This window comes from Paenibacillus tritici, from assembly GCF_013204885.1.
In the GTDB taxonomy this organism is placed as follows: Bacteria; Bacillota; Bacilli; order Paenibacillales; family Paenibacillaceae; genus Paenibacillus_AQ; species Paenibacillus_AQ tritici.
The window spans coordinates 470309-485339 of sequence record NZ_JABMKX010000002.1 but is presented as its reverse complement, the minus strand read 5'-3'; the positions used below and the strand labels follow the sequence as shown (position 1 = coordinate 485339).

The 15031-nt window shown below is 51.7% G+C and carries 15 protein-coding genes; 6 read left to right on the top strand and 9 right to left on the bottom strand.

What is annotated here, in order from left to right; translation table 11 throughout:
- The first annotated feature begins 53 nt into the window (after positions 1-53).
- Positions 54-242 (top strand): hypothetical protein, encoded by a 189-nt coding sequence (locus tag HQN87_RS32035; RefSeq protein WP_216857148.1) that lies wholly within the window; start codon positions 54-56, stop codon positions 240-242.
- 438 nt (positions 243-680) lie between these two features.
- Here the strand turns inward: HQN87_RS32035 and HQN87_RS05175 are convergent, their stop codons facing one another.
- The 5 genes from HQN87_RS05175 to HQN87_RS05155 all read right to left on the bottom strand — a co-directional run bounded on the left by HQN87_RS05175 (position 681) and on the right by HQN87_RS05155 (position 5872).
- Positions 681-2561: an FtsX-like permease family protein gene (locus HQN87_RS05175; protein WP_173128747.1), complete on the bottom strand. Its 1881-nt coding sequence runs from the start codon at positions 2559-2561 to the stop codon at positions 681-683.
- On the bottom strand, positions 2533-3300 hold the full coding sequence (locus tag HQN87_RS05170) for an ABC transporter ATP-binding protein (RefSeq protein ID WP_173128744.1): 768 nt from the start codon (positions 3298-3300) through the stop codon (positions 2533-2535). The genes HQN87_RS05175 and HQN87_RS05170 overlap by 29 nt, the downstream gene beginning before the upstream one ends.
- Before the next feature lie 110 nt (positions 3301-3410).
- Positions 3411-4409, bottom strand: a complete 999-nt coding sequence (locus tag HQN87_RS05165; protein ID WP_173128741.1) for a sensor histidine kinase — start codon at positions 4407-4409, stop codon at positions 3411-3413.
- Positions 4406-5110: a response regulator transcription factor gene (locus HQN87_RS05160; RefSeq protein WP_173128738.1), complete on the bottom strand. Its 705-nt coding sequence runs from the start codon at positions 5108-5110 to the stop codon at positions 4406-4408. The genes HQN87_RS05165 and HQN87_RS05160 overlap by 4 nt, the downstream gene beginning before the upstream one ends.
- A gap of 57 nt (positions 5111-5167) precedes the next feature.
- On the bottom strand, positions 5168-5872 hold the full coding sequence (locus HQN87_RS05155; RefSeq protein WP_173128735.1) for an ArsR/SmtB family transcription factor: 705 nt from the start codon (positions 5870-5872) through the stop codon (positions 5168-5170).
- A gap of 94 nt (positions 5873-5966) precedes the next feature.
- On the opposite strand from HQN87_RS05155, the gene HQN87_RS05150 reads away from it, so the two are divergent.
- Positions 5967-6587, top strand: a complete 621-nt coding sequence (locus HQN87_RS05150; protein WP_173128732.1) for a flavin reductase family protein — start codon at positions 5967-5969, stop codon at positions 6585-6587.
- Here HQN87_RS05150 and HQN87_RS05145 read toward each other — a convergent pair.
- From HQN87_RS05145 to HQN87_RS05135, 3 genes are all read right to left on the bottom strand, one after another.
- Positions 6584-7462: a phosphotransferase family protein gene (locus HQN87_RS05145; RefSeq protein ID WP_173128729.1), complete on the bottom strand. Its 879-nt coding sequence runs from the start codon at positions 7460-7462 to the stop codon at positions 6584-6586. The two genes, HQN87_RS05150 and HQN87_RS05145, sit on opposite strands and share 4 nt — an antisense overlap.
- 366 nt (positions 7463-7828) lie before the next feature.
- Entirely contained in the window at positions 7829-8962 is a 1134-nt protein-coding gene (locus tag HQN87_RS05140) for a glycoside hydrolase family 88 protein (RefSeq protein WP_173128726.1), read from the bottom strand.
- An 86-nt stretch (positions 8963-9048) separates the two neighbouring features.
- Positions 9049-9519, bottom strand: a complete 471-nt coding sequence (locus HQN87_RS05135) for a hypothetical protein (protein WP_173128724.1) — start codon at positions 9517-9519, stop codon at positions 9049-9051.
- A gap of 106 nt (positions 9520-9625) precedes the next feature.
- Here HQN87_RS05135 and HQN87_RS05130 point away from each other — a divergent pair, with 106 nt between their 5' ends.
- The 3 genes from HQN87_RS05130 to HQN87_RS05120 all read left to right on the top strand — a co-directional run bounded on the left by HQN87_RS05130 (position 9626) and on the right by HQN87_RS05120 (position 12218).
- The gene (locus HQN87_RS05130; protein WP_173128722.1) at positions 9626-10561 is read left to right on the top strand and encodes a LytTR family transcriptional regulator DNA-binding domain-containing protein; all 936 of its coding nucleotides are present in this window, start codon (positions 9626-9628) and stop codon (positions 10559-10561) included.
- Positions 10562-10665: 104 nt separating this feature from the next.
- Positions 10666-11511, top strand: coding sequence for an ABC transporter ATP-binding protein (locus tag HQN87_RS05125; RefSeq protein WP_173128720.1), 846 nt, complete (start codon positions 10666-10668; stop codon positions 11509-11511).
- A complete protein-coding gene (locus HQN87_RS05120; protein ID WP_173128718.1) occupies positions 11508-12218 on the top strand; it encodes an ABC transporter permease in 711 nt (236 codons plus the stop codon). The genes HQN87_RS05125 and HQN87_RS05120 overlap by 4 nt, the downstream gene beginning before the upstream one ends.
- 390 nt (positions 12219-12608) lie before the next feature.
- Here the strand turns inward: HQN87_RS05120 and fabV are convergent, their stop codons facing one another.
- On the bottom strand, positions 12609-13799 hold the full coding sequence (gene fabV / locus HQN87_RS05115; RefSeq protein ID WP_173128716.1) for an enoyl-ACP reductase FabV: 1191 nt from the start codon (positions 13797-13799) through the stop codon (positions 12609-12611).
- A gap of 142 nt (positions 13800-13941) precedes the next feature.
- Here fabV and HQN87_RS05110 point away from each other — a divergent pair, with 142 nt between their 5' ends.
- Complete coding sequence (locus HQN87_RS05110) at positions 13942-14910, top strand: ornithine cyclodeaminase family protein (protein WP_367272661.1); 969 nt, start codon at positions 13942-13944, stop codon at positions 14908-14910.
- Positions 14911-15031 lie beyond the last annotated feature (121 nt).

Here is a 15031-nt window from a genome sequence, read left to right as displayed (position 1 = left end):
GGAGGGCGGGCGCTACTTGCGCAGAACCATAACGGGTGCGGTTAGAACAGACAATGGATACGGCAAAAGAGGCTGTACCAAAAGCAGATTTTCTATGGCAGAAGGCAGTTGTCATCATCATTCTTAATGCTACAAAAAGTGAGCAGAGCAGCGATTCTCCCGTTATTGGAGGATCGCTGCTCTGCTTTTTTGGTCATGGGTGGCTTTTTCGTCAGCCAGAAACTGAAGCATGGCGGTGGTAGCTGTCACGGCCGCCGCCGGGATAGGCAGCGTCAAAAATGGCGTTGTCCAGCCGATTGACGGTTGCATTCACGAGCACGAACGAGGTGACTTTCCGGGATATCTTCTTCCAGATCCATTGGCAAGCAAAGTGGGTCCATGGACTATTGAATGTACAGAAAACTCTCCTCTGAAAGGGTTGTGTAGTAACTCCATTTTACCAAAGGCCGGTTTCTCTTTGTGATTTTAGAAAGATTTTAAAAACTTTTCCCGCTTAAACAGCGGAGAGGACGGAACGATTGTGGAAAAGCGGAAGCGGTCGCCTTGGTCTCCGGATTTTCACCGCTAAGGGGAATGAAAAAAATCTGGAGAGCACAGCGATTGGAACAACGGTCCGTTCACGCAGCGTCCACCCAAGTGCTCACGTTGATCCTACTCCAAAACAAAGTGTCGTGCCGGGGTTATCCGGCTAATGCCGACCGGATCTGTCTCGTGTAGAACAGGCGGACAATGAAGAAGTAGATCACCTGAATGAAGAAGAACAGGCCAAGCACAAGCAGGGACTCCCTGAATATGGAGTACTGGAACATGTGAGACAAGGCCGTAAGGGCAACGGCTCCATGTACCAGGGCGACCACGATTGGAGCAAAGAAGAGCAGGCTGAGCTGGCGGTTCAATATCCGGCCAAGCTCCTTGTCACTCAGCCCCAGCTTGGAAATAGCCTTGAACTTGTGCTTATCCTCATCCAGATCACTATACAGCCGGAAATAGAGGAAGCTGCCGGCAGAGACAAAAAATACGATCCCGACAAAAAAACCGATGAACATCACCGGGCCAAAGCCCTCATTTGTCTTGGAGGTCAAATACTCAAGGGCATAGAAAGTATACTGCTCATCATAGGGAAGCTCATTGGTCAGCTTTTCGCCTGCCTTCTTTACTCCCGGCTGTCCAGTTGCCCCGTGCCATGCATAATAACGGCTCACTTTGAGCGGCTGTCCAAGCGTCCCGATCCACTCATCGGGGACGACATAATAACCGCTGACTCCCCGGATCGCCCAAGATACGACAGCCTGGTCCGCCTCGATGACGACTCCCGGCTGCAGCTCGACCGGCTGGTTGAGCAGTTCTTCTCCCTTGCGGGACAGCCCGAAATCAACAATTGCGGCTTTCCCTGCGGCCAGCCGGATGGACTTCAGCTCCATCAGCGCTGCCAGGCGGTTATAATCGGATTGCTTCACCAGAACCATTGTCCGGCCATCCACAGCTTTATAGTAGTTAAGCTCCAGACCTGTTTTCTCGGCGGAAATCCCGGCTCTGCCAAGGCTCTCGTCAATCAGCTGTATATGGGCCTGTGCGTTGCTGTCACCGTCTGCGGACTGATAGGTGAACAGATAGGGATTCTTCTGCGTCAGCGCTCCGTTGATCATCGACTGAAATCCGTATAACGCTCCTATCGCGCTGAAGGACACGGTAGAGATGATGGCGACCAGAAAAAAAGCGCGGGCGTTGTCCTTCATCCGGTGGGAAAGGTCAGAGAACAGCAGCATATTGGTCCGGCGCCAGTACAGTCCCTCCCGTGCCTTCAGCTTGTGAATCAGGTACACGCTGAGCTGTGTGAACAGCAGATAGGTACCGATCGTGACCATAATGACCACCGGCACGAGCAGCAGTACTACATTCAGACCACTCGCCCGGAGAGACAGGAAGTAGCTGACCCCCAGCAGCGATACCACCAGCAATGACAATAGCAGCGAGGCCTTCGGCTCCGGCTTGGGCTGACGGTCTGCCTTAATGAGCGTAATCAGCTTTCCGCTGCGCAGCACGGATGAGATGAACAGGGAGATCAGGACGAACAGCAGCAGGAAGGAGAACAGGGTCAACACTATCGCCTTGAACGGCAAATAGAATTGAAGCGGCTCGTTAAGGGCAAGCACGTTCTCTCCTGCAAGCAGAATCCCTTTGGCAAAGATAAGGCCAAGTCCGATGCCGCTCAGAGTGGCGCCTGACCCGACGATCATATTCTCCAGAAAAATCATCCGCCGCAGCTGCCGGACAGTCATACCGTGCATCATCATCAGCCCGAACTCCCGTTTACGCGATTGCAGAAATGCACTCATGGAGTAGAGGACGAAGAAGAAGGAGAATATGTAGATCACCCATTTGGAGACCGCAAGCGCAAGAGCGGCGCTGGATTGAATGCGCTCCCCGCTAAGCAGCGGATGATAAGCGAAGATGGAGAAGGTGAAGAAGACCATCACCGTAAACATGCTGCTGAGAAAATAGGCGGTGTATAACCTGGCGTTCCGGGTGACATTACGGAATGCGAACTGGCGGAACGTCATGGTTATATCCTCCTAACAGCGAAAGTGTATCCATAATTTTCTGGAAAAAGCTCTGGCGGTTATCCCCCCGGTGAATCTCTGTATAGAACCTGCCGTCCTTAATGAACACCACGCGATGACAATAGCTGGCGGCTAAGGCGTCATGGGTAACCAGCATCATCGTCGTTGCCTGCTGCCGGTTGATCGTTTCCAGCAGATCCATCACATCCCTGGCTGCGCCTGAATCCAGATTGCCGGTGGGCTCATCCGCCAGCAGCAGCTTGGGGGAATGGATCATGGCTCTGGCGATGGCTGTCCGCTGGGCTTGTCCGCCGGAGATCTCGTACGTACGTTTTTTCATAATGGAGCTAATGCCCAGCTTCCCGGCAATCTCCCGCGACTTTTGCTTCATTTCACTGATCCGGGTGCCATCCAGTGTCAGCGGCAGCACGATATTCTCTTCTACCGTTAAGGTATTCAGCAGATTGAAATCCTGAAAGACAAAACCCAGCTCGCGGCGGCGGAATACCGCCAGTTCATGGTTATCCAGCTTGCCGATATCCTTGCCGCCGATTAGAATGCTTCCCGTAGTCGGTGCGTCCACGGTGGCAATCATATTCAGCAGAGTGGTTTTTCCGCTTCCCGAAGGCCCCATAATCCCCACGAATTCTCCGTCCGCAATGGTTAAATCAATATTGGTCAAGGCCCGGTAGGTGACGTTTCCCTCATATATTTTACTGACCTGTTGTACCTCCAGCATAAGGTTCTCTCCTTCTCTGTATGCACTAGAATGGTGTTAAGACCAATATAGCGGAGGCGGCGGCCTTTCATCTATCGAATTAGATTTCACTTGTATTACACGTATGTAAGCTAAGGATCAGCCTTCAAAATAATCCGTATGACCGTTCCTTCGCCCACCGCCGATTCCAGCTCAAGCCGGTGCCCCAGACGGTCTGCGGCCTCCTTGGTCAAATACAGCCCCATTCCCGTAGACTCCCGCAGTCCGCGCCCGTTGTCACCGGTGAAGAAGGGGGCGAATACCCTGGACAGATCAGACGCCTGAATACCGATCCCCTGGTCCTTCACCTCAATGACCGCGTCCGCTCCTCTCATGTAGCAGGATATAGCAATCTTCAGTCCGCCGCCCTTAGAGGCCGCTGCTGAATATTTGATAGCATTGCCCAGGATCTGCGACAGCATGAAGAACAGCCATTTCTCATCGGTCCGGGCGGTAATTCCGGGAGAGCCGGCCTTCACATCAGGGAATATGCCGTTTCGGATGAAAAGACGCTTGTGATCATGGACAACCTCATTTACGAGTCTCGGCAGGACAACTGGTTTAATATGAAAATCCTGTTCAAAGGCCCGCAGCCGGGCCATATAAAGAACGGTATGCAGTCCGCCGCGCATACGTTCCAGCTCCTCGCGGATGCTGGCGAACTCAGGCTCGTCTATATTCTGCACCGTCAGTTCAATCACGGACAGCGGGGTTTTCATCTGATGGACCCATTGGTCGATGAAGGTCAGATGCTGCTCCTGCTGGAGCTTCGCCGCTGTCAGCTGCTGCTGATAGAGGCGGTATTGGGAGTGAAGCAGCTGCTCCAGGGCTTGGGATACGGGGTTGTTCTCCATCGTCTGGAAGGATTCGTCCAGCGTCTCAAGCGGCTTCCCGAGGCGAAGATAGTACCGGCGCCTGCTGATGAATTGATAGATCAAGTAGCAGCAGAGAAAGAAGAAGCCAAGGAAGACCGAATAGAGTGCGGTCGGAAGATCGCGGTAGCCGTCCAGCCAGTAGATCGACAGCATAGCGCCAAATTGCACGATCTGAACAACCAATAACAAGACATGCTCACGGATAAACAGCTTCATGACTCCGCCTCTTCAGCGCTAAGATTCAGCCGGTATCCTGAACCTCTGACGGTAAGCACCGCATCCTCCAGCCCAAGCTCCTGGAATTTCTTGCGGGCCCTTGCAATATTCACATTAAGCGTGTTCTCATCCACGAATGCCTGCGGGTCCCACAGCTTCTCCAGCAGAGCCTCCCGGCTGGCTACTCTGGGGTAACGCTCCATAAGACTCTCGATGAGATCGGATTCCTTGCGGGTGAGGGTCACAACCGCCTGCCCATACTGCAGTTCAAGCCGTTCAAGATACAGCTTCAGCCCTTCCTTCTCCAGCATCAGCTCCCCGCGCTTGCCCGCATATTCCCCGTAGGCCCGGCGGAGGTGACTGTGGATTTTGGCGAGTACAATTCCTGAATGGAAGGGCTTGGTGATATAATCATCCCCGCCGTTCTCAAGCGCCATGATCTGGTCCATCTCCCCGTCCCGCGCCGAGATGAACAGCACCGGACAAGTGGAGACCCCGCGGATTTGCCGGCACCAGTAATACCCGTCATAGCTGGGCAGATTCACATCCAGCAGCACCAGCTCCGGTCTCATCTGTTCAAATTCCTGCAGCACGTGGCGGAAGTCCTTGACCCTGACCACCTCATACCCATACTTCTCAATAGCTGACTGCAGCAGGTCTGCAATCTTCGGATCATCTTCCACAATCATGATTCTGGACATATTTATGGGGCTCCTTGTCTTGGTTGTCTATGCCGGTTGGCAGCCTTAGGTCGAACCTTATTCGTGGCTACCAATCTCCATATCCAATGAAAATACTTCTTTAAAGCCTATCTTACCCTCGGAAGTAATGATTATCGCGCGCGTCTTGGGCAGACGTTGAATCCAATTCAACTCTAAAAGCCGTTCCAGAAGGGCATTACCTAAGGCTCCGGCAAGATGGGGGCGCCGTTCACTCCAATCCAGACATTTATGACAGAAGGAGCGGCGTTTTTTTTCGGCTTTTTCAAGGTCAATTCTAAAGTTTGTGAAAAAGTCCTTCCCGCGTTCAGTAACGGTAAACTGTTTGTTTTCTTCGCACAGAATGCCTGTCCTGATCAGTGAATCTGTTAATTGCACCCCCAAACTCCCGGCGAGATGATCATAACAGGTCCTTGCCAGACGCAGCGCTTTATCCTCTGAAGCTTGTTTTAATGACTTGATATGAACAGGGGGAGCAATAGATAGTAAGGATTCCATAACCTGAGCCACCTCTGGATTGTGAATCCCGTAGTATCGGTGTCTGCCTTGTTGTTCAACGGAAATTACATGGGCATCGACCATTTTGGCTAAATGGAAGCTTGCCGTTTGAGGTGTGATTCCGGCTATATAGGCTAGTTCACCTGCTGCATGAAACCTTCCGTCCAATAGGACAGTTAATATTGCTGCGCGGGAAGTTTCACTCACTAGAGAAGCGATGATTGCTACATTTGAATTTGTTTTCATGTTACCCTCCGCTTTGCATTCCATCATTCGATGATCCTTGAATTATTTATATTATACAATTTAGGAGAACGAATACACATCGAGGAGAACTAAAATGAAAAATTCAAAACAGATTCCGGTAACAGAAACGATTAAACCTAAAATTTTATATTATGGGACCCCTGTCATTTTACTAAATACATTGAATGAAGATGGAACAGTAAATATTAGCCCGATCTCATCATCATGGGCCTTAGGAGATTGTATTGTATTAGGGATTGGTCTTGGGGGGAAAGCGATTGATAATTTAGAACGGCTTCCGGAGTGTGTGATTAATATTCCCGGTCCTTCACTTTGGGAGAATGTTGAACAGCTGGCTCCTTACACAGGGAAGAATCCAGTTCCTGAAAATAAGGAGAAATATGGATACACGTATCAAAAAGATAAGTATGCTATGAGCGGATTAACCCCCATTGACTCGGAGACGGTACAGCCTGCACGAATTATGGAATGTCCGTTACAAATAGAGGCCAGGGTTCACAACATCCGGATTCCTGAGCATTCCCCTAACTTTGCGATCATTGAGACACAAGCCGTACTTGTACATGCCCACAAAGAAATAATCATGGAAGGCAATCATATTGATCCCCAAAAATGGGCTCCTCTAATATATAATTTTCGTCATTATTTCGGTCTGGGTAACCAGCTTGGTAAAACCTTTCGGGCCGAAGTTTAGCCCACCGAATTTGATAATATAAGAATATTTTCCTGGAGGAATGTTTGATTTTTGGCAATTCCTCTTTTTTTACACCAGGCAATGGAGGAGAAAGCGTCGTAAAAATTATAAAATGGCAGCACTCTTTCCAGTGCCATCATAGGCCGAACCGATTGATAACCCTCAATAAATGGTGACTTTGTTCTCGGGTTAGCCTCCCAAATATAGCGGTTGACTTTGGTAAAATCTACTTCCGATGATCCTCCGCGGGCACTCTCGAAATCAATAATGCCGGCAACCTCGTTACCTTGCACCAATATATTGCCTGGTCGAAAATCCATGTGAACAAAGCACGGCCCGTCAGGCTCCGGTAAAGCAGAGAAAACTCTATCAAAATGAAGAATACATTTCTCATACAATGTTGAGCCGAGAATCTCTTTGCAGGGCTCTTTCCACATTTCAAAATTACTTTGGATATGTAATCTCCAGTTATTATGGTCAAATAACTTATAACCTTCGGCTGCATGATGCCCATACCCGGGAGCCTGGACCTCATGGAGCATGGCAAGATATGTACCCATTTGAAAAGAAAGCTTCTCATCTACGTCACCTGTACAAGGCATACCTTGAATGGCTGATAGAAGCAATGCGCCCTTAGTGCGCTCATCCCCATACCAAATGTCGAGTACCTTAGGAACAGGTAATACCTCCTTTAAGGTTTCGAGCATCTGAAATTCACGGAACAGTTTATCCTTGTTGAAGGGGATTTTAACAAATACAGTTTCTCCACTGGAGAGAGTAAGCTTGTAGACATCAGAGCTAAATGACTCTGGAACATCTTCAATATTCAAGACGTTCAACTTTAGCTTCTCTATAACGTTTAGAATTGAATTCATTTGGGGCCTCCTGTGTAATCTAGGCTTCTTTTCCTAAACTGTTGTAAGAATTGCAGCTTTGCCTCCGCGATAGCCGTGAGCGCGGGAGGAATGCTGCATAGAATGCAGGAATTTTCCCGCTAGGTTGCTTGGTGGAGGGGGGAATCCTGCTTTTTGTGCAACAAGTGCTGATCTAAGGCTGAAATGATGAGGGGAAGTTGCTTTTTGTGCAGGATTTCAACTAGTACTTCTAATATTCACTGGGGAATTCCCCCATCCAGATCAGCACAAACAGGCAGACTTATAGTAGGCCTGCCTGTCCAGGCGGACGGGCGGATTGCCGCAAGGTCTCATACGGTCCACTGGCTTCATTTAGAAGCGGTGCGGTTATCCCCGTTCATACCAGTACCCCGGAACCCCCCGCTCCAGACGCAGCAGCGCCTCCAGGAAGAAATAGTCGCCCCAGATCATGAAATCATCGGGTGAGGAATTGCCTCTGACTGAATAGGAGCCATGCCGCAGAAAGCCCTCTTCGGATGGATTGCCTGCGGTGAAGTAGTAGTTCATCAACGAATCCATAGACCGGGTCACGGCTTCCCTGAAATATTCCCGATCCGGGTCATTCTCCGGCAGATGCTCCAGCAGCTCCAGGAGACCGCATACTACGATGGCGGAGGCTGAACTGTCGCGCGGCGTGCCTTCCTCCTGCGGGGCATCGAAATCCCAGTATGCTACATGGTCGGCGGGCAGATGCTCCAGGAAGTAGCGGGCCATTCGTTTGGAGGTTTCGAGATAAGGAGGCTCCTGGAAGCTGCGGTAGGCCAGGGCGAAGCCGTAGACTCCCCAGGCCTGTCCCCGCGTCCAGGTGGAGCCGTCCTGATAGCCTTGGGCAGTCCCGCCGCGCAGGGCATTCCCCGTCTGCGGATCGAAATAAAAGGTATGATAGGAGGAGTCGTCCCCCCTCACCAGGAAGCGGCGGCTCTTCTCGGCTTGGGTCCGGGCGGCCCTGGCATAGACCGGGTCTCCGGTCTGCTCACTGGCCCAGCAGAGGAGCGGAAGATTCATCAGGCAGTCGATGATGATCCGCCCTCCGTTCTCTTCATCGCCTTCCGGTCCCCAAGCCTGAAAGAGCTGGGGTCCGGAGCGCCAGCGCTTCATTAACATGTCGGCCGCCTCCACCGCCAGCAGACGCGAGGCTTCATCCTGTTCGGTGATCCAGCGGGCCTTGGCCGACAACGAATACAGGAAGCCTATGTCGTGGTGATCCAGCGCCTGCCCGTCAATCATACGCTGGTGGAAGGACTCTGTCGCCTGGATCGCAGCGGCGTGAATCTCCGGGTCCTGGCTGTATTCATAGCTCAGCCACAGAATGCCGCTCCAGAAGCCTTCCGTCCAGTTGGTGTGGTCCGTCAGGTGGTATTTGCCGCCCCCCATGCTTACGATAGGAAAAGCTTCTCCAAAGCGCTTAATATTAAGCCGAGTAGTCGTTAGCGTGTGTTCAATGACATCGGTCCAGTTCATTATCCTAACCTCCATAATATCGTTATATTGTTCTTAAGGATATTATAGGCCTGGTAGGATATAGGTTTGTTGCGTGAAACTTTAGGTTAATTGCGGTATTGGCGGATCTGCTGATAGACGCTCCAGCTATTGACCAGATGACCCACGGTGAACAGACAGGCAGGGACCGCAAACAGCCAGGACTGAAGCCAATAACTGAGCAGCAGGAAATAGAGGGCCGGAAAGACAGCCATAGGGACCGGAATGCCAAGCCAGGGCGTAAATAACACAGAGAACTCTCTCTTCCTGCGGTAAAAGCGGACCCAGCACCCGTAATAAATCAGCAGACAGATTACCATGAGTACAGCGGACCCTCCAAGCGGCTCTGCAGCAAGCAGGTCGCCAAAGAGAATAGGCATCATGAAGCAGGTGACCTGGCCGGCCCGTTCCAGGAGCGTGAAGATCAGCGGGGTGGAGGACAGGGATTCAGGAGCATTCCGGGGCGGGAGGAATATAAAAATCAGATTCGGAAGTAATACGAATAAGGGTACAATAAATCCTAGGGGATGCAGGCCCATATGATATCGCCGTCCTATACTTATAAATTGGCCGTACCTGACAAATACATAGCATAACTTTATAATCGTATTATATATCCAAGAGCGCTCTAACCGGGAGGAAGACATGCAATTTCAACCTATATATGAAGACGGGGAGTTACTTCTGCCCCTGATCGAATTAGATCTGGCTGCAGCCCCATCGACTGGCATCATAACAGATCTGAAGCGGAAGCAGCTATTAATGAGTCAATTGGAGAATGCGGAGCATTATTATGTATTCCGGGCCGGGCAAAATGAGTACATGCGCCTGACGGTAGAGGAACTGATTACTTTTCTGATCCGGGTAACGGAGAAGAAGGAGCATGCCGCTTCACTGATCGGCTATTTCGGCCTGCAAGAGGAGAGCAGGGTGAGAATCATGCACCTTAGCGCCTCTAAGAGGATGTATGTGACCTTGCTGCGTGTCTTTTTTGCACATCAACGGGCACTTGTCCTGGAGGAGCCTTATTTCTACCTGGAAGAGCAGGAGCGCCGTCAATTCAAACGGATACTCGATGACCTGTCACAGCACAAGCAGATTCTCATTCTGACCTCCAATTTGGAGGATGCCATGATATCCTGTGATGTCATTTACCGGCTCAACGGGTCCGGCTGCCATCCGCTCGATATCCGGGATTCCGAAGAGGACAAGCAGGAGATGCAGAAGCAGGACGAGGCCAATATTACCTTACAGAAGGTCTCTACCAAACGGCAGGACAAGGTGATTTTATTTGATCCGCCGGAGATTGATTTCATCGAAAGTGTAGAGGGCTCCATCCTGGTTCATGTGGGCGGTGAGCATTATGACTGTGCCCTGACGCTGACCCAGCTCGAACAGAGATTGCTGAATTTCGGGTTCTTCAGGTGTCACCGGTCCTACATCGTCAATCTGCAAAAAATCAGGGAGATCATCACCTGGACGAAGAATAGCTACAGCCTGCGGTTGAACACAGGTCAGGATGCCGTGGTCCCGTTATCGCGTTCCAGATTGCAGGAATTGAAGGTACTGCTCAAGCTGTAAAAGGTACCGTTCAGGCCGCAAGGGCTACATTTCGGCGTGTTTTGGTGGCTGAACCTCTATGATCTGTATATGTTTATGGCATCAACGTTAAGGAAGTGGTGTTCATGGATGTGATCCAGGTAGAACGGGTCCGCAAGACATTTGGAGACAGGGATGCGCTCGCAGAGGTGTCTTTTAACATTCCGAAGGGAGAGATATTCGGGTTCCTCGGTCCGAGCGGTGCAGGCAAAACAACCCTGATTAAAATTCTGACGGCACAGTTAAATCCGACAAGCGGACAGGCGAAAGTATTCAATCAGCCGGCGGAGACCATGCGGCAATCTGCCCAGAAGATGCGCTTTGGCATTTTGACGGATAACAGCGGCCTATATGAAAGACTGTCAGTTGAGGAGAATCTGGAGCTGTACCGGAAGTTATATGATCTTCCCCCCTCTGCGGTCGATCAGGTGCTGCAGTTTGTCAACTTAAGCGCCGACCGTAAGAAGAAAGCCAATCTCTTGTCCAAAGGGATGCGTCAGCGCGTCCTGCTGGCCTGTGCGATTATCCATGAGCCGGAATTATTATTCCTGGATGAGCCTACTTCGGCACTCGATCCGGTTAACGCCGCGCATATTTACAAAGGCTTACGGTACTTGAATGAGCGGGGAACAACGATTTTTATCACTACACATAATATGGCGGAGGCAGAGCTGATCTGTAACCGTGTAGCGATTCTGTATCAGGGGCGCATTCAAACGATTGGCTCCCCGAAGGAGCTGAAGCGGCAGCACCGGGAGAATGTGATCCAGGTGGACCTGATTAACGGGGAAGCCCACGAGCTTCCGGTGGATGGGGTAACGGCTGACCGGATTGCGGACTGGATGAAGCAGGGGTTAATTGACCGCCTGGAGACGAAGGAACCGAGCCTGGGCGATATTTTTATCAAAATGACGGGAAGTGAGCTGCTATGAGTATCTCCTATAAACGGGTCCGGGCGATTTTTGTGAAGGATTACAAGGAGTTCTCCCGCAACTATGCGCTGTCCATTATGCTGATTTTTCCTATTATTCTCGCTCTGCTGTTCAGGAGGGCAGGTACGACTCTGCCCGGGGCCAGCGGATTCCTGTTCAACAGCTCGTTCGTATTGCTGACCTGCTTCGCCCAAGCCTGCCTGATTGCGGAAGAGAAGGAGCGCAGCACGTTGCGTTCATTAATGATGACTCCGGCGACTACGATGGATGTCCTATTGGGCAAAAGCAGTCTGGTCTTTGTCATGTCCGCAGTGGTTATCGCTATTTCCAGCTTATTATTCGGTTATGAGCCAGTGAATGTTGGAGCGTTCGTCACTGGAATCGTGCTGTCCATTATTCTGTACACAGCAGCCGGGACGATCTGCGGTCTGTTCTCCAAGACATTGCTTGAAGCCTCATTATCCATTCTTCCTGTGGCGTTCATCTTCATGGGGGCACCGTGGGGGGCCGTACTGGCGAAGGATTATCCGGTCTTCCAGGTGCTGGATTATATGCCAAGCAGTCAGCTGGTGCATTTGCTGAGCATAAGCGGTACAGGTTATACAACAGCCGATCTAACGCAGCCTCTGCTTATTATTCTGGCCTGGACGGTTGGATTAACGATAGTGTCTGTGGTTCTATATCAGAAGCGTTTGAAGGACGAGTAGATGTTTGAGGAGCGAGTAGGCGTTAAAGGATAAGGGCCGCTTGCCGTGTGGCCGTGCAGTGACCAACTGTAAAGGAATGCATAATAAGCCGCCCCGGAGAGGGGGCGGCTTATTATCGTTGATCTATGTTGATCTATATAAATTGAACTGCTTACAAGTACATCTATCTATAAAAGATGCACAAAAGAAATTAACAAAAAGCAAAAGAAACGGAGGGGAAATTTGGAACTGTAGGAGCGGTAGCGATCGCCTTTGTCACCGGATTTCACCCGCGGATAGCGGTTTAATTCAAGAAATCTGGGGACAACAGCGGCCGGAAGTCCAAATGTTCACCGCAGTGACGACGAAGCTTCATTGTTCAAGACTTAAAGTGCATCTTATATAGAACTCTTAAACCCTATTAGGAATCTCAACAGCAGGATCAGTCTCAGCCTCGTAATCCACGCCTTCGGTGCGGAAGCCGAACAGATGGAAGAAGTCATCCTGATAGCCTGCAAGATCCGCCAGCTCAGGCACATTATCCGTCTCCAGCTCGTTCCAGCGTCTCATAACCTCAATCTGCACATCCTCACGCATCTCCCAGTCATCAATGCGGATCAGGTGGCTGCCGTCCGCAGCGGCTTCACCGCCGTTATACAGATGGTCTGCGAACAGGCGGTACATCTGCTGAATGCAGTTCTCATGCAGCTCCTTCTCCTTCATCACTCTGTACAGCGCGGAGATATACAGCGGCACCACCGGAATCGCAGAGCTGGACTGGGTAACCAGCGCCTTGTTCACGGATACGAAGGCCCGTCCGCCGGTGGCGGAGAGCTGATCATTCAGGGCAATGGCAGTCTGCTCCAGGTCATTCTTCGCCTGGCCGATGGTTCCATCGCGGTAGATTGGGTGAGTGATCTTGGGTCCGATATAGGAATAAGCCACTGTCGTTGCGCCGTCTGCCAGCACACCGGCTTCCTGCAGCTGATGAATCCACATGCCCCAGTCTTCTCCGCCCATGACGGCGATGGTCTGGCGGACTTCGTCTTCGGTGGCCGGCTCAATGGTAACGGTGGAGACTTCTCCGGTGTGGAAATTCATCGTCTTGTTCGTGTATGCTTCGCCTACCGGCTTAATCACGGAGGAGAATACTTCTCCGGTTACCGGATGTGTGCGGCGCGGGGAAGCCACGCTGTATACCACCAGATCAACGGTGCCGAATTCGCTCTTAATGAGATCTATAGTCTTGGTCTTGATAGCGTCCGAGAAGGCATCGCCGACGATGCTGAAGGATTTCAGGCCCTGCTTGGCCGCCTCCTGTTCAAAAGCCGCAGAATTATACCAGCCTGCCGAGGCTGTGCGGGCGCCTTCAGCGGCTTTGTCGAAGAATACGCCGATGGTGTTGGCGCCTGCGCCGAAGGCAGCGGCAATCCGCGAAGCCAGTCCATAACCCGTAGAAGCGCCGATCACCAGCACGTTGGCCGGGCCTGTGAGCTTCTTTTGTGCCCGTACATAATCAATCTGTTCCTGTATTTGTCCGGCACATCCCTCCGGGTGAGCAGTTGTGCAGATAAAGCCGCGTGTTTTTGGCTGAATAATCATCAAGGATATCCCCTTTGTTTTAATTTTTTAATTTTTTTCGTTAATATAGAGTATAGCAAATGATGGCATAGAAAGATAAGCTTGAATCTATTTAGCTGCAATTCTTTATTCTGTGGAAATCCGGGAGGGTCTATAATTGCTGGTGATTAAAGGGAGTGAGGCTGCGGAGCTTCTGACCATGGAGTCGTGTATAAAAGTGATGGAGACTGTTCTCGCTGAACTGTCGGAGGGGGAGGCTGTGCAGAGCCTCCGCCAGGTTCTGCCGCTGGAGGAGCGGAATGTGCTGGGCTTCATGCCCGGCTATCTGCGCCGCGGGGGCGTTGCCGGTGCGAAGCTGATCAGCGTATTCCCGGGGAATCACGGGATCGGCCTGCCTTCGCATCAGGGGGTGGTGGCGCTGTTCGATGCCGCCACCGGTGTGCCGCTGGCCATGGTGGACGGCCAGGCGATTACCGCGATCCGCACGGCGGCAGTCAGTGCGGCAGCGACGAAGCTGCTCGCCAGGGAGGAGGCGGAGTCCCTGGCGGTGCTCGGTACCGGGGAGCAGGCCCGGTGCCATCTGGAAGCGATGCTGCAGGTGCGCGGTATCAGGCGTGCCCAGGTATGGAGCAGAACGCCGGGCAAAGCCCAGGCGTTCGCCTCCGCGATGAGCCGCCGGTGGAACGCAGAGATCACGGCGGCGCCGTCTGTGCAGGACGCGGTCAAGGACGCGGACATTATCTGTACGGCGACGGCTTCGGCAGAGCCGGTGCTGCACGGCGCCTGGGTGAAGCCAGGCGCGCATATCAATGCGATCGGCGCATGCAGGGCGCATGAACGGGAGCTGGACACGGCGCTTGTAGCCGGGGCGAGACTCTATGTGGACCGGCTGGAGTCGGCGGTCCATGAGGCGGGGGATTATCTGATCCCGCTCAGTGAAGGGGCGATCCCTGCGGACCATATTATTGGCGAAATCGGCGGGCTACTGACGGGCGATGTCCCCGGCCGGGGAAGCCACCATGAGATTACGCTGTTTAAGGGGCTGGGGCTGGCTGTTGAGGATCTTGCCGCAGCCTTCTATATTTACAAACAGGCAGTTGCTCTGCACAAAGGCGTGGAAATTGCATTTTAAATAAATAGCGTGTCTGTATATTCTTCAATCAATATAGCTGTATTCTGTACAGTTAAAAAGCGGCGGAAGGCCGGATTTTCCAGGATAACTGTATTCTGTACAATTAAAAATAGCGGTAAGT

Excerpts from the sequence above, each read along its gene's own strand:
- HQN87_RS05125 (WP_173128720.1), top strand. The coding sequence starts at position 10,666 with ATGGATGTGATCCAGGTAGAACGGGTCCGCAAGACATTTGGAGACAGG.
- HQN87_RS32035 (WP_216857148.1), top strand. The coding sequence starts at position 54 with ATGGATACGGCAAAAGAGGCTGTACCAAAAGCAGATTTTCTATGGCAG.
- HQN87_RS05135 (WP_173128724.1), bottom strand. The coding sequence starts at position 9,519 with ATGGGCCTGCATCCCCTAGGATTTATTGTACCCTTATTCGTATTACTT.
- HQN87_RS05150 (WP_173128732.1), top strand. The coding sequence starts at position 5,967 with ATGAAAAATTCAAAACAGATTCCGGTAACAGAAACGATTAAACCTAAA.
- HQN87_RS05140 (WP_173128726.1), bottom strand. The coding sequence starts at position 8,962 with ATGAACTGGACCGATGTCATTGAACACACGCTAACGACTACTCGGCTT.
- HQN87_RS05130 (WP_173128722.1), top strand. The coding sequence starts at position 9,626 with ATGCAATTTCAACCTATATATGAAGACGGGGAGTTACTTCTGCCCCTG.
- HQN87_RS05120 (WP_173128718.1), top strand. The coding sequence starts at position 11,508 with ATGAGTATCTCCTATAAACGGGTCCGGGCGATTTTTGTGAAGGATTAC.
- fabV (WP_173128716.1), bottom strand. The coding sequence starts at position 13,799 with ATGATTATTCAGCCAAAAACACGCGGCTTTATCTGCACAACTGCTCAC.
- HQN87_RS05155 (WP_173128735.1), bottom strand. The coding sequence starts at position 5,872 with ATGAAAACAAATTCAAATGTAGCAATCATCGCTTCTCTAGTGAGTGAA.
- HQN87_RS05145 (WP_173128729.1), bottom strand. The coding sequence starts at position 7,462 with ATGAATTCAATTCTAAACGTTATAGAGAAGCTAAAGTTGAACGTCTTG.
- HQN87_RS05165 (WP_173128741.1), bottom strand. The coding sequence starts at position 4,409 with ATGAAGCTGTTTATCCGTGAGCATGTCTTGTTATTGGTTGTTCAGATC.
- HQN87_RS05160 (WP_173128738.1), bottom strand. The coding sequence starts at position 5,110 with ATGTCCAGAATCATGATTGTGGAAGATGATCCGAAGATTGCAGACCTG.
- HQN87_RS05175 (WP_173128747.1), bottom strand. The coding sequence starts at position 2,561 with ATGACGTTCCGCCAGTTCGCATTCCGTAATGTCACCCGGAACGCCAGG.
- HQN87_RS05170 (WP_173128744.1), bottom strand. The coding sequence starts at position 3,300 with ATGCTGGAGGTACAACAGGTCAGTAAAATATATGAGGGAAACGTCACC.